A 26,265-nucleotide genomic window follows, 5' to 3' on the forward strand; every position below is an offset into this window, starting at 1 on the left:
GCAGTGCCCAGGACTTTTGCTGCGCAAGGGTCAGGCCGGGCGCTTGAAGCACACCATCTTGGGCCTGAAGCGCTGCAGCACCTCGCCGCGCTGGTTTTTGGTGTGGGAGAGCACGCGCACCAGGGCCCGGTTGAGTTTGGACTGGGAAGGAATGATCTCCACGATTTCCGACTCGACCTGCAGCACGTCACCAGGGCGTGTGGGCTGGGGCCAGGCCAGCTCTTCCATGCCGCCGCCGATCACGCCGTCGGCCAGGGGAATGCTTTGCGTCACCAGCAGCATGCTGATGGAGGCCGTATGCCAGCCGCTGGCGGCCAGGCCCTGGAAGAAGGTGTGCTTGGCGGCTTCGGGGTCGAGGTGAAAGACCTGGGGATCGAACTGCCTGGCATAGGCAATGATTTGCGCCTCATCCAGCGGGTAGCCTTCGCTGACGAACTTCTGGCCCACGTACAGATCATCGAGATACAGTTTTTCGCTCATTTGGCTCCTCGTTCCTTCTTGTGTGGAGTAGCCGACAGTATGCGCGGCAGCGGCCCTGGCCGCTGTTGCCAAGGTGCCAGAGCGCTATGCTCGGGCCCATGAATTTCGAGTTTGAAGATTCCGAGGTCGCCGCAATCAGCCTGCAGAACGGCGCATTGCAGATCCGCTTTTCCGCTGCCCGTGTGCTTGACGGTGACCGAGCCGGGGCCGGGGAGGGCCTGTGGCAGCCGATGCTATTGATATGCAAGCAAACTGCGCAGGCTGACAAAGTGCCGGAGGCCGATTTGGCGCGAATCCTGGCCGCCGTGGGCCGTGTCCGGCAAGCGCAGCTGCATATTGCTGGTCAGCGCCTGCGCAGCCTGCCCCTGCCTTTTGTCAGCGATGCCGATTTTGTGCTGGAGCTGGAAATGGGCAGCGGCCTGTTCTGCCGGCTCAATGGGCAGGGACTTGAGCTGCAGCCTCTGCCCGGTCGGTCATCGACGGACTCCTACCAGTGCTGAGAGCGCTACTCGCCTCTGCATTGGTCTTGATGCCTGACGCTGGCGGGGCCTGAATCAGAGACACGAGGCAAGGGCCTGATCCTGGGTTGGCCGCGCCGCAGCGGGTGTGCTGCCCGCTGCCCACATGCCTCGCCACAAAGCGCCTAAGAAGGCCTAGAACTCCAGGTTGTCTATGAGCCGGGTGCTACCCAGGCGTGCCGCGCCCAGGGCCACCAACTCGCCGCTGCGCGCATCGACAGGTGTCTGCAGATCGCTGCGCTGGCGCACGCTCAGATAGTCGGGCTCCCAGCCCTTGGCGCGCAGCGCGGCCATGGCCTGCGCTTCGAGATCGGCCAGATTGCCGCCCTGGCGTGCGGCATCGGCCAGTGCCTTGAGCGCCTGCGACAGCGCCATGGCCTGCACACGCTGCTCATCGCTGAGGTAGCCGTTGCGCGAGCTCAGGGCCAGGCCGCTGTCGGCGCGTGCCGTGGCGCAGCCGATGATCTCTATGGGTAGGGCGAACTGCTGCACCATGCGGCGGATCACCATCAACTGCTGATAGTCCTTCTGCCCGAAAACGGCCGTGCCGCCGCCCGTGGTGGCAAACACGGCCTGGAACAGCTTCATGACCACGGTGCAGACGCCGGTGAAGAAGCCGGGGCGGAAGTGCCCTTCCAGAATGTCGGCCAGCTGCGCATCGGGCTGGACCTTGAAGGTCTGCGGCTCGGGGTAGAGGTCTTTCTCCCTGGGGGCGAAGACGATGTCGCAGCCCTCGGCTTCCAGCTTGGCGCAGTCGGCATCGAAGGTGCGCGGGTAGCTGTCGAAATCTTCGTGAGGCAGAAACTGCAGGCGGTTCACGAAGATGCTGGCCACGGTCACATCGCCATGCTGGCGGGCCTGGCGCACCAGGGAGAGATGGCCTTCGTGCAGATTGCCCATGGTGGGCACAAAAGCAGGGCGGCCGCGACCGGCCAGGGCGGCGCGCAGGTCGGCGATGGTGTGAACGATTTGCATGACTCAAACAGTGGGGGAAAACAAAAACAAAAGCCCGGACTCACCAGGCGTGCAGGGCATTGTCGGGGAAGCTGCCATTCTTGACGGCCTGCACATAGGCTTCCATGGCGCCCTTGACGCTGCCTGCATCAGCCATGAAGTTGTGCACGAACCTGGCCATCTTGCCCAGGTTCACGCCCAGCATGTCGTGCAGCACCAGAACCTGGCCGGCCGTGCCATTGCCCGCGCCAATGCCTATGGTGTGGCACAGCGGCAGCTCTTCGGTCAGTTGGGCGGACAGGGCTGCGGGCACCATCTCCAGCACCAGCATGGCGGCCCCGGCGTCCTGCAACTCCAGCGCATGCTGGCGCAGCGTAGCGGCGGCCTGCTCGTCCTTGCCCTGGACGCGGTAGCCGCCCAGTGCATGCACGGTCTGCGGCGTCAGTCCCAGGTGGGCGCAGACGGGCACGCCGCGATCGACGAGAAAGCGCACGGTGGGTGCGGTCCAGCCACCGCCTTCGAGCTTGACCATATGGGCGCCGGCCTGCATCAGCTGGCAGGCGCTGCGCATGGCCTGTTCGGGACTTTCGGCATAGCTGCCGTAGGGCATGTCGGCAATCACCCAGGCTGTGGCCTGGGCGCGATGCAGGCCGCGCGTGACGCTGGCCGTGTGATAGGCCATATCCTGAAGCGTCACGCCCACGGTGCTGTGTAGGCCCTGGCAGACCATGCCCAGCGAGTCGCCGACCAGGATGCACTCCACCCCGGCCGCGTCGGCCACGGCGGCAAAAGTGGCGTCATAGGCCGTCAGCATGGTGATTTTTTCACCGGCCGCGCGCATCTGAGCCAGGCGCGGCAGGCTGACGGGGCGGCGCTGGGGCTGGGGCGAAGAGGGGGGGATGGTGCCGTAAGGCGTGCCGGTTGCGGTCATGGGATGTCTCCTGGTCTTGTCTATGGCTGGGCCCCGCAGAAAAGCCTGCAGGCAAATTTGCCCGCGAGTCTATGCGATGCTGCGCTGCAGCGCCACGTTGAAAAAGGGTATGGCTGCTGTCGGCCACCTTACTATGCTGTGTGGCCCATACATTGCATGGCCCTGCGTTCAGCGGCCTTCCATTTCTTTTTGCACAAGGTGGTTCATGTCCATGCTCGAGTCCCCGCAGCCCTCGGTTTCAGCGCCTGTGTCAGCCGTTGCCTGGCAGGGGCTGCGCAACGTGAGCTGGCTGGAGTCGCTTTCCGACGAGAGGCTGTCCGTGCTGGCGGGGCAATGCCTTTGGCACCGGCTGGAGTCGGGACAGGTGCTGCACGGGGCCTATACCGATGAGCGCATGTACATGCTGATCAACGGCCAGCTCAGTGTCGGCAGCTACAGCACCAGCGGGCGGGCCATGATTCTGGGTTATCTGGAGCCCGGTTTCTTTTTTGGTGCTTTCGCGCCCAAGCCTCTGGTCAGGCATGTGTCCGTGCAGGTGCAGGCCACGCATGAAAGCCTGGTGGCATCGCTTTCCAGTGCAGAGCTCGAAGCATTGATCATGAGCGATGTTCTGGTCATGCGGGCCGTGGTCCAGCGGCTCAGCGAGCTGGCCGGGGTGCTGGCGCGGCGTGTGGTCAGCCTGGGAACCCTCACGGTGCGGGGCCGCCTGCATGCCCAGTTGCTGGAGCGGGCCGAGATGGCGGGAATCGAGAACGACGAGGCCCTGCTGTCGCCGGCTCCACGCCAGAACGATCTGGCCTTGATGCTAGGCACCAGCCGCGAAGAAGTCGCACGCGAGATGTCGCGGCTCACGCGCCTGGGCCTGCTCAGACGTGAAGGGCGCAATCTGCGTCTTTGCCGCGTCGATGGCCTGCGGCTGCTGCTCGAAGAAGCGCATTGATTTCGCAATGTGAAATGATTTTTTGCGTGAGAAAACGCACAGACGGCCCGTGGGGGCAGGGCGCATAGTTCAGTCGTGCAGTACGCGGCAGGTCTTCTTTCCGCTGCTGCGCCGTTGAAAGGATTGAAAATGCGCTCCCTCACCCGTTTGTTGACCGCAGCTGTGCTGACCGCCAGCGCCGCGGTTGCCATGGCTCAAGACCTCCCCCAAACTTCCGTAACCGCCAGCAAAAGTCGTGCCGAAGTGATGGCCGACCTTGAGATGTACCAGCGTGCAGGTCTGGGCTATATGCCCACGCCTGCGGCTTATGTCGAAACAGAATTCAGCACCGAGTACCGCAAGGCTTATGCCGAATACCAGCGTCTGCTGGCCAGCCCCGCCTACACGGCTGCCGTGGCCAAGTACCAGTCGCAGCTGGGCGGCAAGTAACAGAGTTCTCTCTTAGCCATCCGACAGAGGTGGCCCATTGGTGGATGCGCGCTGAGGGATTCCTTCAGCGCGTTTTTTTATGCCGGCAATGCCAGGCTGATGGATATAGCAAGTTTGATAGCATTCGGCGCATATTGATAGTGTGCTTGCAGGTGATCTGACTTGAAAACCGTTCTTGATTTCACCGCTCCCTGGCAGACGGGTGCTGCCCGTTTGCAGCATGGCTTTGACGAGCCCGAGCGCATATTGCAAGCCCATGCTCCCGAGGATGTGCCTGCCGTGCTGGAAGTCGTGCAGCAGGCCGCCGAGCAAGGCCTGTGGTGCGTGGGCTGGCTGGCCTATGAGGCGGCCAGCGGGTTTGATCGCGCCTATGCCGAGGCCGTGCATAGGAACTCCGCTGGCCAGCCGCTGGCCTGGTTCGGCCTGCATCGCGCGCCGCTGGCGGCCTGCGGGCAGAACTCGCCCGTGCCTTCTGCGGCAATACATTGGCAGACGGCTCTGAGCCGCGAACAGTTCGATGCCCATGTGGCGCGCATTCATGCGGCCATCGCTGCGGGCGACTGCTATCAGATCAATTACACGGCCCCCTTGACTGCAGAGCTATCGGGTGAGAAAGAGTCCGACACTTCCGCCCTGGCTCAAGAGCTGTTTGCAAGGCTGCAGCGGGCCCAGCCCGGAGGCTATGCAGCATTGGTCGATTGCGGCGACATGCAGGTGCTGTCGCTGTCCCCGGAGTTGTTTTTCGACTGGGACGGCGAGCGGATTCTGACCCGCCCCATGAAGGGCACGGCGGCGCGCGGCAGGACCCCCGAAGCCGATGCGAAGGCCGCGCAAACCATGCGCGAGTCGGCCAAGGAGCGGGCCGAGAACGTGATGATCGTGGATTTGCTGCGCAACGACCTTTCACGCATAGCCGTGCCGCACAGCGTGAAAGTGCCACAGCTGTTTCAGGTCCAGGCACTGCCGGCCGTCTGGCAGATGACCTCGGATGTGGTGGCACGCACGCGCCCGGATGTGCGACTGGTGGATGTATTCGGGGCGCTGTTCCCTTGCGGCTCGATTACCGGGGCGCCCAAACGCCAGGCCATGCGCCTGATTCGCGAGCTGGAGCCCGAGCCTCGTGGCGTCTATTGCGGTGCGCTGGGCGTGGTGCGACCCGGGGCCAAGCCGGGGAGTATTCACGCAACTTTCAATGTTCCCATTCGCACCGTGGTGCTCAGGAATGGGCGCCTGAGCTGCGGCGTAGGCAGCGGTATCACGGCCAGCGCCAATGCGGCCGATGAATGGATGGAATGGCAACACAAGCAGGCTTTTCTGAAGGTGCTTGAGCAAAGTGTTGGAGCATGAACACGAATCTTGAGATCCTCGAAACCCTGGCGCTCAAGGATGGCCGCTGGCAGAACTGGGCCTTGCATTGGGCGCGCCTGCAGATCACTGCGCAGCATTTTCGCTATCCCTTGATGCAGATGCAGCTGGAGTCCGATATGGAGCGCATGGCCAGGCAGACTCATGCCATGGGCGACTGGCGCGTGCGGCTGGCGCTTTCGATCACCGGTGAAGTGCAGATCACGGCCGAGCCCTTGCCGCCCACGGTCCAGCCGGTGGCGCTGCAGCTGGCGCATCAACCCATTGCAAGCGCGGTGGCGCATAGCGATGTGGTGCGTTTCAAAACCTCGGTACGTCAGCATTACGACGCTTTCAAGCCCCAGAGCGCCGGCATTTTCGATATCGTGCTTTTCAACGAGGACGGTCAGATCACCGAAGGCACGCGCGGCAATATTGCCGTGCAGCTCGATGGGCGCTGGGTCACCCCGCCGCTGCAATGCGGGCTGCTGCCGGGCGTGGGGCGGGCACTGGCCCTGTCCCAAGGCCGGCTGACAGAGCAGGTGGTGACGCTGCAAGAGGCAAGCCATGCCAGCGGCTGGGCCTTTATCAATAGCCTGCGTGGCTGGCTGGATGCTCGTTTGATCGCCTAGGCCTGGTTTGTTATCGTGCGGATGTAAGCAACCTGGAGGAGTCTCAGCCATGGATGACGACGACTTTGATGCCCTGTATCTGGACCTGATGAAGGAATTCCTGGCCACTGCCACGCCCCTTCAGTGGCTGGCCGTGGTCACCACCATGAACTACGACAACGGCAGTGCGTTGCCCGACTGGATCAGCAAGCATCCCAAGCTGGAGCCGGCCGTTGCCAAGGCCTTGTACTGGTATCAGCAGCCGGGCTACTTCCAGCACTATGCTTCGCAGGACAAGGTTCCCAGCATCAACCGCTCAGGCTGGGCCCGTGTGCAGGCGCTGAGCCAGCGCTTTGAACAGGGCAATCTTGCTCCGGCCACCATTGGCTGGGATCCGGCCAACGATCTGGCTTCGCCCACGGGCAATGAAAAGCATCCTGGCTATGACTGGACCAGCGAAGCCGTCAAGGGCGATGAAGCCAAATGGCAGATTCCGGCCATCATGCTGCAGGCCGTGCCCGGCGAGCAACCCGATATCTATGCCTATGTCGACGAGCACGGCTGGGAAGACGGCATGCCGCCCCATGTCCAGGAGGAGCTCAATGCCGCCATGGATGGAGATGAAGTCGAGGATGAGGATTAGCGCCTGCGCGCCCGGTTGTTGCGCTCACGCAGGCCTATGCTTAGGGCAACTGCAGCGCATGAAGCGGCAGATGGCCGTGCTCGGGATGAAGCCGCTGCCGCCGGGGGTCGTAGCCGAGGCGGTTCAGGCAAGCCAGTGGCTGATGAGTGAAACAGCTCCTTGGGTATCTTCTGGCGATACCTTGTGAAGAAACTCTTGGCTTGAGAGAATGGATTTTCTACTATCCGTTCACCACAACTTTCGAGACAAGCTCATGAACTCTCAAGCCGTCACCAGCCACAAGCCTTCAACCGCCTTTGTCGGCGCATCCTGGGCCGCCTTGCTGCTGGGTGTCGTAGCCTTCATGGCCGGGCTGTGGAATGCAGCCATGCAGCTCAACGAGAAAGGCTTTTACTTTGCCGTGCTGGTGCTGGGCCTGTACTCGGCCATCTCGCTGCAGAAAACCGTGCGCGACAAGCTCGAAGGCGTTGCCGTGACCGGCATTTACTACGGCATCAGCTGGGTGGCGCTGATCATCGCGGTGCTGCTTCTGGGCACAGGTCTCTTCAACGCCACGTTGCAACTCAGCGAAAAAGGGTTCTATGCCATGGCTTTTGCACTGGCTCTGTTCGGTGCGATTGCCGTGCAGAAAAACACCCGCGACAGCCTGAGCGCCGACGACGGGGCAGCAGAGCGCAAGCGCGGCAAGAGCGAGCGCAGCGGCCCCGCTCTGGTGGTGACTGATCCTGCCAAGCCTGCCGATGTGCCTGAGCAGGTGGTCAACAACCGCTGAGTCGAAAGCCGTTTGACGGCTGAACATCAGGCGCTCCTTTGGGGCGCCTGATTGCGTTGGCGCAGCTGCAGTTGCTGCGTCACAAACTGCTTGAAGACTTCATGCAGTGTTGCATTGGCTGACCCATCTGCTGTCCAGTTGTGCAGCTGTGCCAGGGCCTGGGCCGCTGCCTCGAAGCTGGAGAGCTGCCCTGGCAGATGGGCCTTGCGGATGGCGTAACCGGAGTCCTCCACATTTTGGAGGGGCAGGCGCGGCAGGGCTTGCAGAGCAGGATTGAGATAGAGCATCTTGCGGCTTTTGCGCCAGGTGCCGTCGATGACCACCAGCCGAAGGCGCTCTGGCGGCTGTGGCCAGGGCAAAGGCAGGGGGCTGGCCGCAGCCAACCCCAGGGCGGCATCCTGCTCTGCGGTATCGGGGTAGAGCAGCAGGCTGTGGCGTGGCGCACCATCGGTATCGGCCCAACTGGTCCAGCTTCCATGGAGAGCCGCTTCCAGCTCGGCGGCATCGAATTCCTCGCCCACCATCACCCGGCTATGCGGCAGACACAGATGCAGCAAATGCCCCGTGCCCTTGGCTTCATGCACTTCCATGGGATGCATGAGGATCAGCACTTCGGCCTGATGCGCGACCGCCTGGGCCAGCGAGCAGATGCAGGTGCGCAGTGCTCGGTGACAGTGGGGGCAGCGGGGGCGAGAGTCAGGTCTGCTCATGATTCAAGAGCTGTTTGTGCCTTTGGAGAAGGCAAGGCGATTTTTATTCAGGCCGATGTCCCTGAAACAGCAACGCCCGCAAGCATGGGCTGCGGGCGCTGTTGCGGGAGTCGTGAAGGACTTAGAGGCGACCCTTGAAGTAGGTGGCCTTGTCCATATCGGATACGTCCACGCTCAGCTGCACCATCACATCGGCAGGCTGGGGCACGAGGCGGCGCAGGACTTCGGCAATGCCGTCCGACATCTGCTTCTTGGCTTCGGTGCTGCGGCCTGCCATCAGCTGCAGGTGTACATGGACAAAGCCGCGCTTTTCGGGCTGGGTGCCGATATAGACATGGTCCATGTTCAGGCGGGCAATACGGGCCTTCACATCGGCTTCATCGAGAACGGAGGGATGGGAGCAGACCACTGCGTTGATGTCGCGCATCAGCTCGCGCTCGTTCAGGCCGGTCAGGTTGTCGGTGTATTCAATATGCAGATGAGGCATGGAGTTCTCTCGCTCGGTGTTGGAGGCAAAAGCCGTTTTTACAGCATCTGGGTGGGCACTTTGTGGCGCAGCTCGACCTGTTTGTTGCTGTCGTCCACAAAGACCAGCTGGGGCTGGTGCTCGGCCACATCGCTTTCATGAACCTGGGCGAAGGCGGCAATGATGAGCAGATCGCCCACGCTGGCGCGGCGGGCAGCCGAACCGTTGACGGAAATCATGCCCGAGCCGCGCTCGCCCTTGATGGCGTAGGTCACGAAGCGCTCTCCGTTGTCGATATTCCAGATATGGACCTGTTCGTTTTCAGCAATGTTGGCGGCATCCAGCAGATCCTCGTCGATGGCGCAGGAGCCTTCGTAGTGCAGCTCGCATTGCGTGGTCTTGACGCGGTGGATCTTGGATTTGAGCAGGGTGCGGAACATGGTTGTCTCTCTGGGGCGCTTTGCGCGTTGCTGGAATGGGGCAGGCCTGTGCTTGCGAAAAATCACGCAAGTCTAAATGCGATCGGTAAAACCCATGTAGTTCATTGAGGGCATTGACAGGGAAATGCGGCGCCTGCGCATTCTCGATGTCGATAGTTCTGCCAACCGCTGATGTAGGACGATGTGACGATTGTGGTTGAGATTGTTGTTTTGTTGAGAATTTAAGGGTTGTAACTAATGTTTCATTTTCACTTTGTTTAATGACTTCAGTCCCAGACGGGGCCCGTCCAAGGCAGGCCATCTCCGTACTGCATGGGCTTTCTCATTTCTACAAACAAGTGAACAGCATGAAACGAACTCTTCTCGCCCTTGCCGCCCTGACCGTTTCCGCCGGTGCCCTGGCTCAATCCAGCGTGACCGTCTTTGGCGTGGCCGACGTGTCGGTGGCCCACATCTCCACGACCGGCAAAAGCGTTTCCGGCCTGGCCAACGGCGGCAACTCCAGCAGCCGTCTGGGCTTTCGCGGCGTGGAAGATCTGGGCGGCGGCCTGAAGGCCGATTTCTGGCTGGAAGGCAGCCTGGGCGTGGACGACGGCACGGCTTCCGGCTTCAAATTCGATCGCCGCTCCACCGTCAGCCTGCTGGGCAACTTCGGTGAAGTCCGCCTGGGTCGCGACAAGACCCCCGCCTACCAGAACCTGGAGACCTTTCATGCCTTCGGTGACACCGGCATGGGCGCCATCAACGGCCACAACCTGATCAGCGGCTCGGCTGCAGGCACTTCCGAAGGCTCCAACCCCAAGCGCAACTCCAATGCCATCAGCTATCTGCTGCCCAAGCTGGGTGGCGTCTACGGTCAGCTGACCCACAGCTTTGGCGAGCAGGCCGACGACCACAGCCTGGCCAGCTCCACCGGCCTGCGTCTGGGCTATGCCAACGGTCCCCTGAACGTTGCCGCAGCCTACGGCATCGCCCGCGGCGGCACGGCTGCCGCTGGCGTGGACTACAAGACCATGAATCTGGGCGCTTCCTATAACTTCGGCGTTGTCACTCCCATGCTGCTGATCGCGTCCGACCGCGGCAACGGCAAGCGTGTCGATCTGTACAGCCTGGGCGTGAAAATGCCTCTGGGCGCCGGCGAACTGCGCGCTGCCTACACCTGGTACAAAGACAAGAAGCAAAGCGATGCGGACTCCCAGCGTCTGGCCCTGGGCTATGGCTACAAGCTGTCCAAGCGCACCGAAATCTATGCGGCCGTGGCACGCATGAGCAACGACGACAAGGCTTCCCGCAAGCTGGGTTCGTCGCTGAGCCCTACACCCGCTGTGGGCAAGAGCCTGACGGGCTACGAAATCGGCCTGCGCCACAATTTCTAAGAGCATGGGCAGCAAAGAGCTGCGGCGGCTGCCGCACTCTGCTGTCTGATGATCTTGCCGAGTTAGGCCTCCTGGTGGGGAAGCCGTCTGACTCTCAGCAAGCTGGCCCCGCAATAGCGGGGCCTTTTTTTGGGTTTGTTTCGGGGCCTATGCGGTGGCTGTCTTCAGGACAGATCGAGCACGCAGCCGTCGCCGATGCTGTCGCGCCAGACGCGGATGCGGCTGGGCGCAGGCTCGAGGTCGGCCAGGGCATTGGCGATGAAGAGACAGAGGTTTTCCAGCGTGGGCTTGCCCAGGCCCGGCACTTCATCGAGAAAGTGATGGTCTAGCTGATCGCGCAGCAACTCCAGGCGCGCGCGCAGGTGGCCGAGGTCGATGACCATGCCGTTGTCCGGATTGCGCGGGCCTCTCACGCTGACTTCCGCCCAGTAAGTATGGCCGTGAATGCGGCGGCTGCTCTCGGTCTCGATAGCCCGCTCCAGAGTATGGGCGGCATCGAAGAAAAAACGCTGGTGAACGGTGAACTGCATATCAGTGATCGGTGACTCTGAGCATTGCCTTCTGCCTTTGAGTTGGGAACGGACCCCATGGCGGACGGCCAGCAAGGGCCGCCCCGCAGCAAAGGCCGTCGTCCCCCCGGGGGGAAGGCGCGAAGCGACTCAGGGGGGTCATCTAATTCCCGTGAGCTTGTGGGTTTGCAGGCTCAGGCGCCAGCCGGGGCGCTGCATGCATTGCGCGATACAGGCGGCAATATTGCTGCTCTGCTGGGCGTTGTCCATGGGCTGCAGAAAATAGTGCTGGAACTCGGTGCTGGCTTCAATGGCCGCCAGATCGAACGTGGGCTGAGGCCAGACCAGCTTGAGCTCCTGCCCGCTGCGCTGAATCCAGTCCGCACCGGCCTTGGGGCTGATGCACAGCCAGTCTATGCCTTCGGGTGCGGTCACCGTGCCGTTGCTTTCCACCGAGATACGAAAACCGCGCGCATGCAGGGCTGCGATCAGGGCCTGGTCGACCTGCAGCAAAGGCTCGCCGCCCGTCAACACCACCATGCGGTGTCGGCTGTCATCGGCTGGCCACTGGCCCAGAATGCGCTCGGCCAGTTCATCGGCCGTGGTGAACTTGCCGCCCAGCGTGCCGTCGGTGCCGACAAAATCGGTGTCGCAGAACTGGCAGATGGCCTTGGGTCTGTCCTGCTCGCGGCCAGTCCACAGATTGCAGCCCGCAAAGCGGCAGAACACGGCGGGCATGCCGGCCTGGCCGCCTTCGCCTTGCAAGGTGTAGAAAATTTCTTTGACGCTATATGTCATGTCGTGTGTGTCGCGTCAAGGCGCGGTGGAACAGGAGGCTGGCGTGCTGCAGCCCAGGATGCGAATGTAAGCCCTTGCTGAACTTCTGGTGGGCCATAGGGTTACAAGGCCGAGGCCCTGCAACTGTTCTCCGGCCTCACACCGGGGTATAGGCCAGGCGCACATAAATGGGCGCGTAGGCTTCGGCCTGGGTGATTTCGATCAGCGTTTCCTTGGCCAGCTCCAGCATGGCGATAAAGGTGACGACCAGCACGGTCGAGCCTTTTTCCGGATTGAAGATGCGCTCGAACTCCACAAAACGCTGACCCTGCAACTGCTTGAGGATCTGGCTCATGTACTCGCGCACCGACAGCTCTTCACGCGTGATCTTGTGGCTTTGCACCAGCTTGGCGCGCTTGAGGATGTCGCGCCAGGCGGCTTGCAACTCGCCGATTTCCACATCCGGAAAGCGCGGTTGCAGGCTTTGCTCGATATAGACCGTGGCCTTGAGAAAGTCGCGCCCGTAGGTGGGCAGCTGTCCCAGTTGCTGGGCGGCCAGCTTCATCTGCTCGTATTCGAGCAGGCGGCGCACCAGCTCGGCGCGCGGATCCTCGGCTTCCTCGCCGTCCTCCTGCTTCTTGGGCGGCAGCAGCATGCGCGATTTGATCTCGATGAGCATGGCCGCCATCAGCAGATATTCGGCTGCCAGCTCCAGATTGCGGCTGCGCACCTCGTCCACATAGGTCATGTACTGGCGCGTCACGTCCAGCATGGGGATGTCGAGGATGTTGAAGTTCTGCTTGCGGATCAGGTAGAGCAGCAAGTCCAGCGGGCCTTCAAAGGCTTCGAGAAAGACTTCCAGCGCATCGGGCGGGATATAGAGATCCTGGGGCAGCGCAAACAGCGGCTCGCCATACAGGCGTGCCAGGGCCACCTGATCGACGACCGAAGGCGACGGATCAGAAGCGTCCGGGTTCTGGCCCGGCAACAGGGTCTGTTCTTCAGCCTCGCTCATGGTCTGCTATGGATTGCAGAGCTGAGCGCGCTTGATGAGTAAGCGCTTGAGGCTGATTTCATCGAAAAGATCAGGAGTGGTTGGTCTGGTACACGTAGGGCTGTTGTTCCACGCGACCGGCGCGCAGATCTTCCCAGACTTCATAGTTCACGTCCTTGTCCCACAGCAGGGCGCGACCGGCTTGCTGTTGCTTGTCCAGCTCGGGCTTTTGCTGCTTCAGGTCGTTGATGAAGTTGGTGGTGTCGGAACGGTAGTCGGGGCGACGGAAGAAAGACATATGTGTAAAACCTCTCAGAACAGCGGATTTTAGCCCGTCGCGGACGCCAGGCCCGTTCCGGGCTATTAGAACGTGCTTGCGATCTCTACGCAGCCGCGTTGGAGCGCAATCGGGATGAGTTCGAAGCGATGGCTCGCCGCTTGCACCGGGGTGCAAGCAAGAGACAGAGTGCAGAAATCGTCCGATTTCGCGCCAACCCTGCGGGACAGTGTCTTTGCGGGCGCCCGGTCAGGGGCGGTATGCGGCGTTGCCTCGCCGGCCGCGCAAATCCTCGCAATAGCACGGCTATTGCTACGGTATCGCGCGCGGGGGCCGCCCCCTGGCATTCCATCCGGCAAAGCCTCTGTCGCGGCGCGAGGAGATCGCAAGCTCGTTCTTATAGATCCTTGAGACAGATCTGCGCGAACTCCTTGCAGTCGTCCGAGGCCAGTGGCGAGTCGACGATCTTGCGTAGCACAGCGGCAAATTCGGTGGCTCCGACCGGGTTCGGGTCATTGCGCTGGAAGTCCTCGTCCACGCGCATGGTGCGGTCCAGCCAGCCTATCACCTGCACGCTGGGTTGACGTTCCAGCGACGCCAGCAAGGCCGGGGTGTAGGCGGCCATGGGGTGTTCCTCGATCAGGCTGCCGAACGGACCTGGGCCGCCATAGTCCAGTTCGGGATAGGTTTCGATCAGCGTCAGGATATGCGGAAGAACCTGCTCCAGTGCGGCGCCCTGCAGTGTCTCCAGGTGTTCGTAGACGGGATCGATGATCAGCCATTTGTCCTGCTGATCCTGGGCCGCCTGTGCGGCGCTGGTGAATTGGGAAAACAGCTGCTCTATGGTTGTGCTCACTGGGGATAGCTCCGTTTTGACAAGCGTTTGCAAAAGTGGCGCGCGTGCGCGGGTGGCTTGATGTCAGAATTCGCATTCTGTCTGGCAAGCATTGTGATCCAAGCCCATGAATATTTTTTCCCGTGTGACAGCGGCCCTGGCGGCGGCTGCTATCAGCACCCTGGCGCTGCTGGGCTGCGACGAGCAGAAGATCAAGGAGCTGGAGGAAGGCCTGTCCACCGAGGCCGATGTGCGCGCCCGGTTCGGCGAGCCCGAGCGCATCTGGAACGAGGAAGACGGCTCGCGAACCTTCGAGTACAACCGTCAGCCGGCCGGTGCCAGGAACTACATGATCACCATAGACACTGACGGCAAGATGAGCGCGCTGCGCCAGGTGCTGGCCCCGCATGTGTTTGCCAAGATCGTGCCCGGCATGGAGGAAAACGAGGTGCGCCGCATGCTGGGCAAGCCTGCCAAGATGATGACTTACAAGCTCAAGCAGGAAACCGACTGGGACTGGAACTACATCGATCCGCCCACGCGCGAGATGCAGTTCACGGTGACCTTTGGCGCCGATGGCCGGGTGCTGCGCACGCTCAACCGCGAACGCCTGCCCGACGAGCCGCGCGGCTGATCGCCTGCAAAGCCACCGGATCTCTTCAAAGCCCTGTTTGCGATGGTGCAGACAGGGCTTTTTTGCCTCTGGTCTGGAGAGGGCCTGAATGCTGTGGTGGCGGGGGAGTCGAGATGCTTCTGAATTAATAGCTTTTAGCGCTTTACCGGTAAGCGATGGAAGCCAAAAAGCTTGAAATATTCGACGGAATTGCGCCTGAAATTCCCCTTCGGGATTTGTTGCGTTGCAGCAAATCATGTGCATACAGCATGAGTCCATCCGTAAAATTAAGGGGTTTCCCGGTGCTATCCGCACCGGCTCGTCCCGGTCTTTATCGAGATCATGGGCATCAATCTTGCTGTCTTACCCGACATGTCGACACCGCTATCTTCTTCGGCCAGTTCTGCTCTGGCCGGCCGCATGGATGCCCCCGCTGCTGCTGCACCGGCCACTTCGGGCCTGCGCCATGGCCGCTTCGAGGACGCGCAGGCCCTGTTCACGGGCTCGCTGTTTGTCTCCATCACCATGATGCTGTTTGCGCAGGCGGGACTGCTCACGGGCAGCACGGCGGGCGTGGCCTTTTTGCTGCACTATGTGACGGGACTGCCTTTCGGCGCCATTTTCTTCGTCATCAATCTGCCGTTCTACTGGTTTGCCTGGAAGCGCATGGGCGCGGAGTTCACGATCAAGACCTTTGTCTCGGTTGCCATGCTGGCGCTGATGGCCGATGTGGGCCCGCGCTTCATCCATATCGACTACCTGAATCCGCTCTATGCGGCCGTGGCTGGAGGCTTGCTCATGGGATCAGGTTGCCTGTTCCTCGCTCGGCATCATTCCAGCCTGGGCGGAGCCACCATCGTCTCTCTCTATCTGCAGGACCGCTACGGCATTCGCGCCGGCAAGGTGCAGATGATGATCGACTGCACTGTTGTGCTGCTGGCGCTGGCCATCGTGCCGCTGGAGCGTGTGGCGTATTCGGTGCTCGCTGCGGTCATCATGAGCATGTTCCTGTGGATCAGCCATCGCCCCGGCCGCTATCAGGGCAACTGAGGTCTGTCATCCATGAAAAAAGCCCCGCTCCGGTGCAAACCGGGCGGGGCTTTTTCATCGCCGGGCCGCCCCAAGATGGAAACGCTGGGGCCGCGGCCACACGTAGTGGGCAAGCGTGGGGCGCCACTTCTCATGGCTCTCGCGATCAGGCGACGCTGATCGTCTTCTGGGCGCTCAGTGTCTGGCCTTGCTCGTCCTTCCACTGCATATTCAGTTCGCCGCTTTCGCGCGCCACAAAGGTGAACTCGATATAAGGGTTCTGGGCAATCGAAATACCTGGCTCCCAGGCAAACAGCAAGGTATTGCCCAGCTTGGCTTCAAAGCGGCTGACGATATTGCGCGGGCGCACCTTGCCCGTGGCCGGGTCGGTGCGCAGACCGCTTTCCATCACATGTTCCATCTGCGCGCGCACGCGCAGCACTTCGCCTTTCTTGGGGTTGGCATTGCTGACCCATACGCGGGGTGGTTTATTCATCAAAATTCCTTTCAGTTCAGGCATCTATCGTGAATGTGGATGCAGCTACGCTCCATACCAGAAGTGGGCCTGGGCCAGCAACCGCCGCGCAAAGGCCGCCCTGCCTCGCGGGCGGTGTCCCCCTCGGCCACGCAAAGCGGGGCACAACAGAGGGGAAGGGAGCGCAGCGACTCAGGGGGGCCAGATTCACATGCCGCAGCCGCTGGCGGCCACGGTCGTCGCCTGTTTGGCGACCAGCACCTTGCCGCTCTTCATGCGCGCCAGCGCGTGAACAGTCTGCGATTGGGACAGGCGTATGCGCACCGCCGCCTCGGCCGTTCCGGCTGCTGCAGTGAACTGCATGCGGCAGGTCAGCGGCGAGGGGTTGAGCTCGGCCAGCACAATGATCTCCTCGCACCAGTCCTGCTCGGTGATGGGCAGCGTCACCTTGACCTTGACGGGCACGGCGCTGGGGTTGTCGGCCAGCACGGGCACCTCCAGCTGCAGGCCTTCTGCCAGGCCGGGCTTGCCGCCCGTGAACTGCTCCATGGCTTTTCTGAACTCGGCCGGGTTGGGGGCCAGCGGCCCGACCAACGGAGCCTTGGCCTGGGCGAGAGCAGGGGCGGGCAGGGCCAGGCTGGCCCCGGCTGCCGCCGCGCTCAGCACCATGCTTCTACGGGTGGTGTTCTTGAACATTGCTTCTCTTCAATCCAATCAACAAAACTTCAAAACTCGCACCGGCTCCAAGCGAGAGACGCCAAGCAAGAGCCGCCTCGCGGCGGGGGCGCCTAGCAGAGGGCGTCGTCCCCCTCCCGAAGAGAGAGGGGGAAGCGGCAAAGCCGCTCAGGGGGAGATTTAAGTGCCCAAGAAATCACCGAACTTGCCGTTGATCCAGGCAAAGTCTTCCTTGACCAGATCGGAGGTGCGCACATCCATGTCGATCTGGGTCTGGTTGACCTGGCCGCTGGCGTCCACCTCGTATTCGAACTTCACCGAAATTTCCTCCTGAGGGTCGCCGTTGACCATCATGTAGCAGAGGTTGTCGGGCAGCCGGGCCACGACCTCCTTGCCGGCCACGCGCTCGGCAATGTTCCGGGCGACGATCTTGCCGATGTAGTTGGCCACATGGCCGCTCTTGGGATAGTGGCCGAACTGGGGCGAGATCGCGCCCATCAGATCGCCCACAAAGTAGACGCGGTCGTCGCTCCTGGCATGGAACAGGCGGTTATGCATATCGGCCCAGCCCGTGGGCTTGCCGGTGGCGGCATCCTTGCCTATCAGGTCTGCCTTCCAGACCATGTCGGCGGCCTGGTGGGGCGGCATGAGGATGGCGTCGTCGAACTTGAAGTCGCCCGCAGCGGTCTTGATCTGCTTGTTGAAGGGGTCCACTTCCTTGACGCCGGCATTGGGCACATGGGTGATGATGTCTGCGTACAACTCTTCGAAAGCCTGCTTGTAGCCCACGCCGATGGGGGCGATCTTGGGCTTGGGGTCGAGGATCAGGATCTTGCCGGGAATCTTGTTCTTCTTGATATGCCAGGCGATCAGGCAGGCGCGCTCATAGGGCGAGGGCGGGCAGCGATGTGGCGGTGGAGGCAGCGTCATCACCAGCGTGCCGCCCTTGAAGTTCTTGACCTTGCTCTTGAGCGAGAGCATCTCCTGGTTGGGGATGTAGGCGTTGGGGAAATGCGTGCGCGTGTACTCGATGGCGTGCTGGTCGTTGCCGAACCAGGCCTCGTAATCGTTGCGAATGCCGCCCGAGAGAATCAGGAAGTCGTACTCGATCAGGCCATGGGCCGTGCGCACCAGCTTTTTGTCGCGCTCGAAACCCGTGACTTCGGTCTGCAGCAGCGTGTAGCCGTATTTGTTGGCAGGGTGCAGCATGTCGCGGTTCACGAAGTCCGTGCCAACTATGTCCACCAGCCACTTATTGCTCATGGGGCCGGACCAGAAGGTCGGATTGCGCTCCAGCAGCACGACGTCGGAAGCGGGAATCAGCTCGCGCAGATAGCGTGCCGCCGTGAGGCCGCCCCAGCCGCCGCCGCAGATCACGATACGCGGCCCCTTGCCCTTGCGCGGCAGGATGGGCGACTGGCTGCTGATGATGGCGGGTGCAGCCATTGCCGGGCCGGCAGCGGCGCCCAGGGCGAGTGCGGGCGGAGTCCAGAGGAAATGGCGACGTTGCATGAGCATTGCTCCTGTAATGGGAATGGGGCCTGATTCAGGCCTTGGATTCGGGGGAGGGAAGCAAGCTTGGGCGCAGCGCGATGGGATTGCCTCTCAGCCGACACGCGGCACAAGCAGAGCTGGTGGCTGGAGATTCTAGGAGCAGGTCCTGATCCGGAGGTGAATACCCAAGCGAAGCCAGCGCTATTGCTGGCGCAGCAGGCGCAGGCTGAGAAGCGCTCCGAGCAGGATGCCAGCAACGGCCGCAAAGCTGGCCAGTGACAGCGTGGACAGCCCGCTCAGCCCCTGGCCTATGGAGCAGCCTGCGGCCAGCACGCCGCCAACGCCCATCAGCAGGCCGCCACCGGCGCTGGCAGCCAGGCGGCTGGTGGAGTCAAAGCCTTCCCAGCGTGCCGTGCGACTGCCAAAGGCTGCGAGAAATGCGCCGGCGAGCACGCCAGCCGTCAGCGCCAGGCCTATGCCGGGCTCGCGGCCCACGGACAGTTGCAGATAGAGCAGGGTCTCGGCGATCGGGCCGATGAAGCTCAGCGAGGTGAGGCGGGCCGGCTCGAACTCATCGACCCCGATATGCGCAGTCAGCCACCAGCCGGTAGCCACCAGCAGGCCTATGAGCAACGCACTGCCCCACTGCAAGCGGCTTTGACGCAGGCCGGGATGCAGCAGGGCGTAGGCCAGCAGCAGCAAGGCCAGCCCAAGCGTCAGCAGCCATGTATTCAGGGAAGACAGATAGGCGGGCAAGGTGGCCTGGGCCAGAGTGAGGGGGGTGAGGGCCTGCAGCCACAGGCGCAGAGGCGTCAGCACACCCGTCATGGCCAGTTGTGCGCCCAGCGCCAGAAACACCAGGGTGACCAGAGAGCGCAGATTGCCTCCCGCCAGCAGCACTAGAGAGCGTGCTCCGCAGGCGCGTGCCAGCACCATGCCGATGCCAAACAGCAAACCACCAATCAGCACGCCAGCCATGGAAAAGCTGGGCCGCGCAATGGCGGCCTGGCTCAGATCGAGCATTCCCAGAGCCTGCAGCCCCTGCGAGGCCAGCAAGGCCACGGCCAAGGCCAGGGCAAAGGCCTGCAATGCAGGTGCCTGGCCCGCCGCGACTTCGGTATCCAGCCCCATTTTCTGGCGCAGGCCGCGCAGCAGACAGAAACGCCCCAGCCGCGCGGCGACGCCGAAGGCCATGCCTAGCAAAAAAACAGACCACAACAACATATCAGTCGTTCAATAAAGCAGAGGAGGGCGGGTGGCAGAGATTCGCATCCAGCGCATGAAGCGTGAACTTTCGCTCGGGCTGGCGAGCAAGGGCCGCCCCGCAGCAAAGCCAGCGTCCCCCTTCCCGCAAGCGAAGCGCAACGAGAGAAGGGGGAAGGCGCGTTAGCGCCTCAGGGGGATGCCTCTAGTCAACCACCCCAGATATCCGCGCTGATCGCCTTGTACCAGGCTGCGCCGTAGTCGGCCTCGGCCTTGCGGAAGGCGGCATCGCCGTTCAAGGGACTCACGCCGCCGGAGTCTGGCACCTCGATCAGCTTGCCCGCTGCCGTGCGGTAGACGCCGGCCACGGAGATGCCGTAGTCGGCGCCGATCAGGCTGTAGCAGGTGTTGGCAAAGGCCGCCGCAGGCAGGGGCTGGCCGCTCAGCTCGGCGGCAATCGCAGCAGCGGCCACCTTGCCTTGTGTATTGGCGGCAAAGCCGGACTTGGGCATGGGCGCGGCAATCGTGGCGTCGCCCAGCACATAGACATGCTGGACCTGAGTGGACTCAAAGGACTCGGGCTTGACGGGCACCCAGCCACTGGCATTGGTTACGCCGGCGCGGTCGGCGATAAAGCCGGCCTTCTGGGGCGGGATGACGTTGAGCACATCGGCCTTGTGCCTGGTGCCGAACGCAGTTTCCACTTCCAGGTTCCTGGCATCCACGCGCGTGACCTTGCCGTCATCGGCCTGCTTGACCCATTCGATCATGTCGCCATAAAGCGCCTTCCAGCCCTGGATGAACAGACCTTGCTTGGAGAAGGCATCCTTGTCGTCCAGCAGCAAAATCTTGGAGCGGGGTTTGTGCTTCTTGAGGTAGTGCGCCACCATGGCGGCGCGCTCGTAGGGGCCGGGCGGGCAGCGGAAAGGGTTGGCAGGAATGACCATCACGAACTTGCCGCCGTCGGGCATGGCTTCGAGCTGCTTCTTGAGCAGCTGGGTCTGCGCACCGGCCTTCCAGGCATGGGGGGCGAGCTGGGAAGCCGCCTCGTCATAGCCCTCCAGTGCATTCCAGCGCATATCGATGCCGGGCGAGAGCACCAGCTTGTCATAGCTCAGCGCCTGACCGTTGGACAGCAGCACGCGCCTGGAGTCGGTCAGGACCTGGTCGGCACGTGCATGGACCACGTTCACGCCGGCCTTGCGCAGACCGCCGTAACCGTGGCCTATGCTGTCCCAGCTGCGCAGGCCGGCCAGGTACAGATTGGAGAAGGGGCAGGTATAGAAGCGCTCGGCCGGCTCCACCAGCGTGACCTGGATATGCGGCGCGAACTGGCGCAGATAGCGCGCGGCCGTGGCTCCGCCAAAGCCGCCGCCGATCACGACCACATGGGCCGAGGCTGCCTTGGCCTGCACGATGGCGGGCATGGCGAAACTGGCTGCGCCGGCGGCGGCACCGCCGAGAATTTGACGACGATTGATCTGCATTTACTGGCCCTTCTTGCTGAACCACTGGGCCAGCGCTTTGAGTTGCTCATCGTCGTAGCCCTTGGCCAGACGGGTCATGACGGTGGCGTCCTTGGCGGTGCCGGCCTTGAAGGCCTGCAGGCGCTGCAGCAGATGGGCCTCAGGCAGGCCGCGCAGCTGGGGAATGACGCCCGTGGAGCGGCCGTCCGGGCCGTGGCAGTTGGCGCAGCTGGCAGCCAGCACGGCCACATCCTGCACACGCAAGGAGGTGGCGGCAGGGTTGGCCAGGCTGGGCAGCGGCGCTGCCAGGGCAAAAGCCAGCCATAGCGCAGGGCGCGCTGAAGTGAGCAAGGGTTTCGATCGCATGGGGCCTCCCGTTGTCCCCACGCAAGGCCGCGTGGGGGATTTATGACCTCGATGCCTGAATGTGCGCGGCCTTTGTTATGTGTGGCGAATGTCGAGCATTCTTCTGGGCAGGGGCGGAGCAGGCAGAGCCGATGGAGTCGGATTCTAGGAAGCGGACCGGCTCTGACAAGCTCAATATCCCGGTGGTGTAACAGGAAGTTATTGGTTATTTAGTTATGCGCTGCGCTTGTGCTTGCGGGTGCGCGCCAGGGCATCAAAAAACCGCATTGCGCTATCTGATGTATAGCGCAATGCGGTTTTCTGTGAACGGATGCAGGCGGTTCGTCAGTATTGCGGCGGCAGTCCGTCAGAGGGCGCGGAAGGCGTGGTATTGGCGGACGTTGCCGGCATTTCTGCCGCTGCGGGAGCGGTAGCCGACGGATCGCGGTAGCGAATATTCACGCCGCTGGCATCGGGCTGGTCCTCATCCATCAAGGCATCGGCGGCCTTGCCCACGCCCTTGCCCACGATCTTGGCCGTGCCGATGGCGGCATCGGCGGCCAGACCCACGGCCCCGGCCGTCACGCTGATGGCAGTGCCGGTGACGGCGATCACGGTGCAGCCCGAGAGCGTCAGGCTGAAGCAAAAAGCCCCCAGGGCCAGGAAGCGCGGGGGTTTGCGGAGCATGCAAAGGGCAGAGCCCAGCTCGGGGACAGCGAACAAGGGCCTAAGGCGGCCCCGCCGCCCCGCAGCGAGGCTGTCGTCCCCCCAGGGGGAAGGCGCCGAAGGCGACTCAGGAGGGGGCATAGGATCAATGAATCCGCATGCCGGGCATGGCGCCGGGGAAGGGTTCCAGCACATAGATGCCGGGATGGGCCTTCTCGTCGGCGTGGCTGGCGGCCAGCACCATACCTTCGGACAGGCCGAACTTCATCTTGCGCGGTGCCAGGTTGGCGACCATCACCGTCAGCTTGCCCTGCAGCTGCTCGGGCTGGTACATGCTGCTGATGCCGCTGAACACATTGCGGGTCCTGGGCTGGCCGTTCTCGTCCTTCTCGCCCACATCCAGCGTCAGCTGCAGCAGCTTGGTCGAGCCTTCCACCGCCCTGCATTCCAGAATCCTGGCGATGCGCAGATCGACCTTGGCAAAGTCGTCGATGCTGATGGTCTCGGCCAGCGGTTCGCCGCCGGGGGCGTTGGGGTCGATCACGGGCTCAGCCTTCTTGGCGGCCTTTTTCTCGGCCTTGGCGGGTTCAGCGGCAGGGGCTGCCTGACCGGCGGGTGCTTCAAACAGGGCTTCGAGCTGCTTGGGATCGACGCGCTGCATCAGATGCTGGTAGACGCCGATCTGGTGGCCCACGCCCAGGGGCTTGACCACGTCGGCAAAGTTCTCGGGCGGCACGATGAGGAAGCTGGCGACTTCTGCGGCCACGCCGGGCAGGATGGGGCTCAGGTAGATGGTCAGGATGCGGAAGGCTTCGATGCAGGTCGTGCACACATCGTGCAGGCGGGCATCCATGCCTTCCTTCTTGGCCAGCTCCCAGGGCTTGTTGGCGTCCACATAGCTGTTGACCTTGTCGCACAGCAGCATGATCTCGCGCGCAGCGCGGGCCGAGTCGCGGCCTTCGTAGGCGGCGACGATAGCGGCTTGCTGCTCGCGCAGCGCGGCCAGCAGGGTCTGGCCGTCTTCGCTGACCACGCCCAGCCTGCCGTCAAAGCGCTTGCTGATGAAGCCTGCGGCACGCGAAGCGATGTTGACGTACTTGCCGATCAGGTCGGAGTTGACGCGCAGCATGAAGTCTTCGGGGTTGAAGTCGATGTCTTCGTTCTTGCCGTTGAGCTTGGCACCCAGGTAGTAGCGCAGCCACTCGGGGTTCATCTTGAGCGACAGGTACTTGAGCGGATCGAGGCCGGTGCCGCGGCTCTTGCTCATCTTCTCGCCGTTGTTCACGGTCATGAAGCCGTGCACGCAGATCCTGGTCGGCGTCTTGCGACCGCTGAACTTGAGCATCGCAGGCCAGAACAGCGTGTGGAAGGTGATGATGTCCTTGCCAATGAAGTGGTACTGCTCCAGATCGGGATCGGCCATGTAGGCGTCGTAGTCTTCGCCACGGCGGTTCAGCAGTTCCTTGAGCGAGGCCAGGTAGCCCACGGGCGCGTCCAGCCAGACATAGAAGTACTTGCCCGGCGCATCGGGAATCTCGATGCCGAAGTAGGGCGCGTCGCGGCTGATGTCCCAGTCATCCAGGCCTTCGCTGGTCGAGCCGTCGGGGTTGGTGCGCACGCCGAACCATTCCTTGATCTTGGCCGCGACTTCGGGCTGCACATGCTTGCCGTTCTGCGTCCACTCGGTCAGGAACTCCACGGCGCGCGGGTCCGAGAGCTTGAAGAAGAAATGCTCGGAGGACTTCATCACCGGTGTGGCACCCGACAGGGCCGAGAACGGGTTGATGAGGTCGGTGGGCGCGTAGACCGAGCTGCAGACTTCGCAGTTGTCGCCGTACTGGTCCTTGGCGTGGCAGCGCGGGCATTCGCCCTTGATGAAGCGGTCGGGCAGGAACATGTTCTTCTCGGGATCGAAGAACTGCTCGATGGTGCGGGTTTCGATGAAGCCGGCCTTCTTCAGGTCCAGATAGATCTGCTTGGACAGCTCGTGGTTTTCGGCGCTGTCGGTGTTGCTCCAGTTATCGAAGGCGATGTGGAAGCCGTCGAGGTACTGCTTGCGGCCGGCGGCGATGTCGGCCACGAACTGCTGGGGCGTCTTGCCGGCCTTTTCGGCGGCAATCATGATGGGCGCGCCGTGGGCGTCGTCGGCGCCCACGAAGTTGACCGCGTTGCCCTGCATTCGCTGCGCACGCACCCAGGTGTCGGCCTGGATGTATTCCATGATGTGGCCGATGTGGAAGTTGCCGTTGGCGTACGGCAGGGCGGTGGTGACGAATAGTTTGCGTGCGGTCATGAGGAAACAGCTTTCACAGAGAACCCGTCATTCTAGAAGGGCTTGGCTCCGGGCTGCGGGCGCGGGTTTTGCGGCGGCGCCCGCCGAGTTCGTTCGGGAACGACATTTGCTTTGCTTTTTATAGCTAATTACATAGTGCACATATTGTTTTCAAGCTGAAAACAATATTAATTCTATGAATATAAAGCGTAAGCAGCTTCAAAATTGGAAGCGATAGCCGGGGCTGCGCTCAGCCCACCGAAGGCCTTTTGTTGCGATACATGTCCTGGTCGGCCACCTTGAGCAGGCTTTGCGCATCCTGGGCATCCCTGGGATACAGGGCTTGTCCCACGGATGCGCCCACGGTCACGGCTTCGCCCTCGGGAATGCCTTGCAGCGTGCCCAGCGGTTGCTGCAGCGCATGCTCTATCTTCAGGCGCACGGCCTGTACCTGCTCCTCGTCGCTGACGCCGCGCAGGATGAGGATGAACTCGTCACCGCCCAGACGCGCCACGACGTCATCGGGGCGCAGCAGATTGCGCAGGCGCAGGCTGATCTCGGCCAGTGCCAGATCGCCGTTGTCATGGCCCCAGCGGTCATTGAGCGGCTTGAAGCGATCCAGGTCCACAAACAGCAGGGCAAACGGGGCGGCCATGCTCTGGCCGGGCAGGGGGCGGGTGAGTGTGGTCAGAATATGCTGCAGTGCGCTGCGGTTGCTGGCCCCGGTCAGTGGATCGGTGAACAGGCTGTGGCGCATGCGGTGGAAATTGTGGGCCAGCTCGCCAATTTCATCGCGGCGCTGCACTTCGATCGGCGTGTCGATTTCGCCCAGGCCCACGCGGCGCACGGCGCGGGTCAGCGAGCGCATATCGTTGGCCACGGCGCCGAAGATGCGGGTGCCGATGACGACGGCCACGACCAGGGCCAGCAAGCCCAGGCTGCCCACCAGGGCCATATGGCGGTAGACGCCGGCCAGCATGTCCTTGTGCGGCACGGCCACCACGGCCATCCAGTCCTGACCGGCTCCATTGCTCAGGCGACGGTAGGCAATGCGAATATGGTTGTGCCTGTCATCTTCGAGCAGGGCCGTGCCGGGGCCGTCGCTGGACAGCGAGGACTGGAAGGCGCCCTGGATTTTGTCGTACACCGCCTGAATCAGCGGGTCCTGGCTGTTGGCGGCGCTCATGCGCTCCAGCTTGCCGTCTTCGCGCCGGTGGATGTTGGGCATGCCGGTGGCGGCGATCAGGGAGCCGTCGGCCTCGATGATGAAGGCGCGGCCATGTTCGCTCAGATGCAACTGGTTGACGAATTCATTGAGTGCGCGCAGCGAAATATCAGTGGCAATCACCCCCTCTAGGCTGCCCTTGCTGGAGAGAATGCGGCGTGCGCGAGTGAGCACCAGGTCCTTGGCGCTGAAGTCGATATAGGCAGGAGTCCAGATCACATCGGCCGACTCCGCCGCAAGCTTGAACCAGGGGCGCTGGCGCGGCTCGAACAGATTGGTTTCGGTGGATTCATAGATCGGCTCGGCATGCATGCTGGCGACCTTGAAGTAGCTGCGGTGCTCGCCGGACTGAGTCTTGAGGCGCAATTGGCCCAGTTCTGGAGCCACTCGCTTGAGAGCAATGCCCTGGCCTGCGATATTGGCATAGTACACATAGTCATTGGGCCGGGTATGCAGCGAGGTCGCCACCCACAGCCGGGAGATCAGGTCGGGAATATGTTCGCGGATATCGGCAGCTACGGGCTGGCCGCTGGGAAACGCAGCCTCCAGCACGGCGCTGGACGGGTGCAGGTGACGATCCACGATCAGCGCGATACGCTCGGCCTTCTCTTCCATCACCTGCTCGGACAAGGCGGACACCGTGTTGCTGCCCGTCCAGTACCAGAGCATGCCCAGGGCCGATGTCAGCAGCGCAATCAGTGCAACAAAAGGCAGGATCAGCGAGAGCTTGAGCGATTTGGAAGCGCGGATGGGCTGTGGGGATGGAGTCACTAGGCGATTGCCGGAAAGATGATGA

Annotated in this window: 30 protein-coding genes; 10 read left to right on the forward strand and 20 right to left on the reverse strand. The window is 62.5% G+C overall.

What is annotated here, in order from left to right:
• Positions 1–30 precede the first annotated feature (30 nt).
• Positions 31–480: a MaoC family dehydratase gene (locus tag EIC84_RS21720; protein WP_003065763.1), complete on the reverse strand. Its 450-nt coding sequence runs from the start codon at positions 478–480 to the stop codon at positions 31–33.
• 98 nt (positions 481–578) lie between these two features.
• On the opposite strand from EIC84_RS21720, the gene EIC84_RS21725 reads away from it, so the two are divergent.
• The gene (locus EIC84_RS21725) at positions 579–980 is read left to right on the forward strand and encodes a hypothetical protein (protein ID WP_003065765.1); all 402 of its coding nucleotides are present in this window, start codon (positions 579–581) and stop codon (positions 978–980) included.
• Between the two features lie 153 nt (positions 981–1,133).
• Here EIC84_RS21725 and panC read toward each other — a convergent pair whose 3' ends face one another.
• The gene (gene panC, locus EIC84_RS21730) at positions 1,134–1,973 is read right to left on the reverse strand and encodes a pantoate--beta-alanine ligase (protein WP_003065767.1); all 840 of its coding nucleotides are present in this window, start codon (positions 1,971–1,973) and stop codon (positions 1,134–1,136) included.
• 40 nt (positions 1,974–2,013) lie between these two features.
• Positions 2,014–2,883: a 3-methyl-2-oxobutanoate hydroxymethyltransferase gene (gene panB / locus EIC84_RS21735; RefSeq protein WP_003065769.1), complete on the reverse strand. Its 870-nt coding sequence runs from the start codon at positions 2,881–2,883 to the stop codon at positions 2,014–2,016.
• A 205-nt stretch (positions 2,884–3,088) separates the two neighbouring features.
• Between panB and EIC84_RS21740 the strand changes: the two genes are divergently transcribed.
• The 6 genes from EIC84_RS21740 to yiaA all read left to right on the forward strand — a co-directional run bounded on the left by EIC84_RS21740 (position 3,089) and on the right by yiaA (position 7,622).
• A complete protein-coding gene (locus EIC84_RS21740) occupies positions 3,089–3,823 on the forward strand; it encodes a Crp/Fnr family transcriptional regulator (protein ID WP_039049688.1) in 735 nt (244 codons plus the stop codon).
• A gap of 129 nt (positions 3,824–3,952) precedes the next feature.
• Positions 3,953–4,252, forward strand: coding sequence for a DUF4148 domain-containing protein (locus EIC84_RS21745; RefSeq protein ID WP_003065771.1), 300 nt, complete (start codon positions 3,953–3,955; stop codon positions 4,250–4,252).
• Positions 4,253–4,414: 162 nt separating this feature from the next.
• Positions 4,415–5,599 (forward strand): aminodeoxychorismate synthase component I, encoded by a 1,185-nt coding sequence (gene pabB, locus EIC84_RS21750; RefSeq protein ID WP_003065774.1) that lies wholly within the window; start codon positions 4,415–4,417, stop codon positions 5,597–5,599.
• The gene (locus EIC84_RS21755; protein WP_003065776.1) at positions 5,596–6,228 is read left to right on the forward strand and encodes an aminotransferase class IV; all 633 of its coding nucleotides are present in this window, start codon (positions 5,596–5,598) and stop codon (positions 6,226–6,228) included. The genes pabB and EIC84_RS21755 overlap by 4 nt, the downstream gene beginning before the upstream one ends.
• A 49-nt stretch (positions 6,229–6,277) precedes the next feature.
• A complete protein-coding gene (locus tag EIC84_RS21760) occupies positions 6,278–6,850 on the forward strand; it encodes a DUF4274 domain-containing protein (protein WP_003065778.1) in 573 nt (190 codons plus the stop codon).
• Between the two features lie 253 nt (positions 6,851–7,103).
• Positions 7,104–7,622: an inner membrane protein YiaA gene (yiaA, locus tag EIC84_RS21765; protein ID WP_003065781.1), complete on the forward strand. Its 519-nt coding sequence runs from the start codon at positions 7,104–7,106 to the stop codon at positions 7,620–7,622.
• A 26-nt stretch (positions 7,623–7,648) separates the two neighbouring features.
• Here yiaA and EIC84_RS21770 read toward each other — a convergent pair whose 3' ends face one another.
• The 3 genes from EIC84_RS21770 to panD all read right to left on the reverse strand — a co-directional run bounded on the left by EIC84_RS21770 (position 7,649) and on the right by panD (position 9,238).
• Positions 7,649–8,332: a tRNA-uridine aminocarboxypropyltransferase gene (locus tag EIC84_RS21770; RefSeq protein ID WP_003065783.1), complete on the reverse strand. Its 684-nt coding sequence runs from the start codon at positions 8,330–8,332 to the stop codon at positions 7,649–7,651.
• A 121-nt stretch (positions 8,333–8,453) separates the two neighbouring features.
• Positions 8,454–8,819 (reverse strand): 5-carboxymethyl-2-hydroxymuconate Delta-isomerase, encoded by a 366-nt coding sequence (locus EIC84_RS21775; protein ID WP_003065785.1) that lies wholly within the window; start codon positions 8,817–8,819, stop codon positions 8,454–8,456.
• 38 nt (positions 8,820–8,857) lie between these two features.
• Positions 8,858–9,238 (reverse strand): aspartate 1-decarboxylase, encoded by a 381-nt coding sequence (panD, locus tag EIC84_RS21780; protein ID WP_003065787.1) that lies wholly within the window; start codon positions 9,236–9,238, stop codon positions 8,858–8,860.
• A gap of 347 nt (positions 9,239–9,585) precedes the next feature.
• Between panD and EIC84_RS21785 the strand changes: the two genes are divergently transcribed.
• Positions 9,586–10,614 carry a porin gene (locus EIC84_RS21785; RefSeq protein WP_003065789.1) on the forward strand — a complete coding sequence of 343 codons (1,029 nt, stop codon included), beginning with the start codon at positions 9,586–9,588 and terminating at the stop codon, positions 10,612–10,614.
• A gap of 164 nt (positions 10,615–10,778) precedes the next feature.
• Here EIC84_RS21785 and EIC84_RS21790 read toward each other — a convergent pair whose 3' ends face one another.
• From EIC84_RS21790 to EIC84_RS21810, 5 genes are all read right to left on the reverse strand, one after another.
• Positions 10,779–11,144: a 6-carboxytetrahydropterin synthase gene (locus EIC84_RS21790; RefSeq protein WP_003065792.1), complete on the reverse strand. Its 366-nt coding sequence runs from the start codon at positions 11,142–11,144 to the stop codon at positions 10,779–10,781.
• A gap of 138 nt (positions 11,145–11,282) precedes the next feature.
• Complete coding sequence (gene queE / locus EIC84_RS21795) at positions 11,283–11,921, reverse strand: 7-carboxy-7-deazaguanine synthase (RefSeq protein WP_003065794.1); 639 nt, start codon at positions 11,919–11,921, stop codon at positions 11,283–11,285.
• Between the two features lie 136 nt (positions 11,922–12,057).
• Positions 12,058–12,915 (reverse strand): ScpA family protein, encoded by an 858-nt coding sequence (locus tag EIC84_RS21800; protein WP_003065796.1) that lies wholly within the window; start codon positions 12,913–12,915, stop codon positions 12,058–12,060.
• A gap of 70 nt (positions 12,916–12,985) precedes the next feature.
• A complete protein-coding gene (locus EIC84_RS21805) occupies positions 12,986–13,192 on the reverse strand; it encodes a DUF3460 family protein (protein WP_003051953.1) in 207 nt (68 codons plus the stop codon).
• 376 nt (positions 13,193–13,568) lie between these two features.
• Positions 13,569–14,027, reverse strand: coding sequence for a hypothetical protein (locus EIC84_RS21810; RefSeq protein WP_003065798.1), 459 nt, complete (start codon positions 14,025–14,027; stop codon positions 13,569–13,571).
• A gap of 106 nt (positions 14,028–14,133) precedes the next feature.
• Here EIC84_RS21810 and EIC84_RS21815 point away from each other — a divergent pair, with 106 nt between their 5' ends.
• Together EIC84_RS21815 and EIC84_RS21820 are read left to right on the forward strand one after the other, a co-directional pair.
• Complete coding sequence (locus EIC84_RS21815; RefSeq protein ID WP_003065801.1) at positions 14,134–14,640, forward strand: hypothetical protein; 507 nt, start codon at positions 14,134–14,136, stop codon at positions 14,638–14,640.
• Between the two features lie 321 nt (positions 14,641–14,961).
• Positions 14,962–15,669, forward strand: coding sequence for a YitT family protein (locus EIC84_RS21820; protein WP_003065804.1), 708 nt, complete (start codon positions 14,962–14,964; stop codon positions 15,667–15,669).
• 145 nt (positions 15,670–15,814) lie between these two features.
• Here EIC84_RS21820 and soxZ read toward each other — a convergent pair whose 3' ends face one another.
• The 9 genes from soxZ to EIC84_RS21865 all read right to left on the reverse strand — a co-directional run bounded on the left by soxZ (position 15,815) and on the right by EIC84_RS21865 (position 26,240).
• Positions 15,815–16,144 carry a thiosulfate oxidation carrier complex protein SoxZ gene (soxZ, locus tag EIC84_RS21825; protein ID WP_003065807.1) on the reverse strand — a complete coding sequence of 110 codons (330 nt, stop codon included), beginning with the start codon at positions 16,142–16,144 and terminating at the stop codon, positions 15,815–15,817.
• Positions 16,145–16,330: 186 nt separating this feature from the next.
• A complete protein-coding gene (locus EIC84_RS21830) occupies positions 16,331–16,819 on the reverse strand; it encodes a thiosulfate oxidation carrier protein SoxY (protein WP_003065811.1) in 489 nt (162 codons plus the stop codon).
• Between the two features lie 159 nt (positions 16,820–16,978).
• Positions 16,979–18,310, reverse strand: coding sequence for an FAD-dependent oxidoreductase (locus tag EIC84_RS21835; protein ID WP_003065814.1), 1,332 nt, complete (start codon positions 18,308–18,310; stop codon positions 16,979–16,981).
• Positions 18,311–18,493: 183 nt separating this feature from the next.
• Positions 18,494–19,516, reverse strand: a complete 1,023-nt coding sequence (locus EIC84_RS21840) for a YeeE/YedE family protein (RefSeq protein ID WP_003065817.1) — start codon at positions 19,514–19,516, stop codon at positions 18,494–18,496.
• A 188-nt stretch (positions 19,517–19,704) separates the two neighbouring features.
• Complete coding sequence (locus EIC84_RS21845; RefSeq protein ID WP_003065818.1) at positions 19,705–20,982, reverse strand: NAD(P)/FAD-dependent oxidoreductase; 1,278 nt, start codon at positions 20,980–20,982, stop codon at positions 19,705–19,707.
• On the reverse strand, positions 20,983–21,312 hold the full coding sequence (locus EIC84_RS21850; RefSeq protein WP_003065819.1) for a c-type cytochrome: 330 nt from the start codon (positions 21,310–21,312) through the stop codon (positions 20,983–20,985).
• A gap of 339 nt (positions 21,313–21,651) precedes the next feature.
• On the reverse strand, positions 21,652–21,993 hold the full coding sequence (locus EIC84_RS21855; RefSeq protein ID WP_003065822.1) for a hypothetical protein: 342 nt from the start codon (positions 21,991–21,993) through the stop codon (positions 21,652–21,654).
• Positions 21,994–22,117: 124 nt separating this feature from the next.
• Positions 22,118–24,265, reverse strand: coding sequence for a methionine--tRNA ligase (metG, locus tag EIC84_RS21860; protein ID WP_003065825.1), 2,148 nt, complete (start codon positions 24,263–24,265; stop codon positions 22,118–22,120).
• Positions 24,266–24,494: 229 nt separating this feature from the next.
• Positions 24,495–26,240, reverse strand: a complete 1,746-nt coding sequence (locus tag EIC84_RS21865) for a sensor domain-containing diguanylate cyclase (protein ID WP_003065827.1) — start codon at positions 26,238–26,240, stop codon at positions 24,495–24,497.
• Between the last annotated feature and the right edge of the window lie 25 nt (positions 26,241–26,265).

This window comes from Comamonas sp. A23, assembly GCF_004522605.1.
Lineage (GTDB): Bacteria > Pseudomonadota > Gammaproteobacteria > Burkholderiales > Burkholderiaceae_C > Comamonas > Comamonas thiooxydans.

Coding starts and splice junctions, on each gene's coding strand:
- EIC84_RS21815 (WP_003065801.1), top strand. CDS start 14,134: ATGAATATTTTTTCCCGTGTGACAGCGGCCCTGGCGGCGGCTGCTATC.
- EIC84_RS21740 (WP_039049688.1), top strand. CDS start 3,089: ATGTCCATGCTCGAGTCCCCGCAGCCCTCGGTTTCAGCGCCTGTGTCA.
- EIC84_RS21805 (WP_003051953.1), bottom strand. CDS start 13,192: ATGTCTTTCTTCCGTCGCCCCGACTACCGTTCCGACACCACCAACTTC.
- EIC84_RS21725 (WP_003065765.1), top strand. CDS start 579: ATGAATTTCGAGTTTGAAGATTCCGAGGTCGCCGCAATCAGCCTGCAG.
- EIC84_RS21800 (WP_003065796.1), bottom strand. CDS start 12,915: ATGAGCGAGGCTGAAGAACAGACCCTGTTGCCGGGCCAGAACCCGGAC.
- EIC84_RS21785 (WP_003065789.1), top strand. CDS start 9,586: ATGAAACGAACTCTTCTCGCCCTTGCCGCCCTGACCGTTTCCGCCGGT.
- EIC84_RS21835 (WP_003065814.1), bottom strand. CDS start 18,310: ATGCAACGTCGCCATTTCCTCTGGACTCCGCCCGCACTCGCCCTGGGC.
- EIC84_RS21845 (WP_003065818.1), bottom strand. CDS start 20,982: ATGCAGATCAATCGTCGTCAAATTCTCGGCGGTGCCGCCGCCGGCGCA.
- EIC84_RS21755 (WP_003065776.1), top strand. CDS start 5,596: ATGAACACGAATCTTGAGATCCTCGAAACCCTGGCGCTCAAGGATGGC.
- panD (WP_003065787.1), bottom strand. CDS start 9,238: ATGTTCCGCACCCTGCTCAAATCCAAGATCCACCGCGTCAAGACCACG.
- EIC84_RS21840 (WP_003065817.1), bottom strand. CDS start 19,516: ATGTTGTTGTGGTCTGTTTTTTTGCTAGGCATGGCCTTCGGCGTCGCC.
- panB (WP_003065769.1), bottom strand. CDS start 2,883: ATGACCGCAACCGGCACGCCTTACGGCACCATCCCCCCCTCTTCGCCC.
- panC (WP_003065767.1), bottom strand. CDS start 1,973: ATGCAAATCGTTCACACCATCGCCGACCTGCGCGCCGCCCTGGCCGGT.
- EIC84_RS21745 (WP_003065771.1), top strand. CDS start 3,953: ATGCGCTCCCTCACCCGTTTGTTGACCGCAGCTGTGCTGACCGCCAGC.
- EIC84_RS21770 (WP_003065783.1), bottom strand. CDS start 8,332: ATGAGCAGACCTGACTCTCGCCCCCGCTGCCCCCACTGTCACCGAGCA.
- EIC84_RS21820 (WP_003065804.1), top strand. CDS start 14,962: ATGGGCATCAATCTTGCTGTCTTACCCGACATGTCGACACCGCTATCT.
- yiaA (WP_003065781.1), top strand. CDS start 7,104: ATGAACTCTCAAGCCGTCACCAGCCACAAGCCTTCAACCGCCTTTGTC.
- soxZ (WP_003065807.1), bottom strand. CDS start 16,144: ATGAATAAACCACCCCGCGTATGGGTCAGCAATGCCAACCCCAAGAAA.
- EIC84_RS21775 (WP_003065785.1), bottom strand. CDS start 8,819: ATGCCTCATCTGCATATTGAATACACCGACAACCTGACCGGCCTGAAC.
- metG (WP_003065825.1), bottom strand. CDS start 24,265: ATGACCGCACGCAAACTATTCGTCACCACCGCCCTGCCGTACGCCAAC.
- queE (WP_003065794.1), bottom strand. CDS start 11,921: ATGACATATAGCGTCAAAGAAATTTTCTACACCTTGCAAGGCGAAGGC.
- EIC84_RS21790 (WP_003065792.1), bottom strand. CDS start 11,144: ATGCAGTTCACCGTTCACCAGCGTTTTTTCTTCGATGCCGCCCATACT.
- EIC84_RS21720 (WP_003065763.1), bottom strand. CDS start 480: ATGAGCGAAAAACTGTATCTCGATGATCTGTACGTGGGCCAGAAGTTC.
- EIC84_RS21855 (WP_003065822.1), bottom strand. CDS start 21,993: ATGCTCCGCAAACCCCCGCGCTTCCTGGCCCTGGGGGCTTTTTGCTTC.
- EIC84_RS21830 (WP_003065811.1), bottom strand. CDS start 16,819: ATGTTCAAGAACACCACCCGTAGAAGCATGGTGCTGAGCGCGGCGGCA.
- EIC84_RS21760 (WP_003065778.1), top strand. CDS start 6,278: ATGGATGACGACGACTTTGATGCCCTGTATCTGGACCTGATGAAGGAA.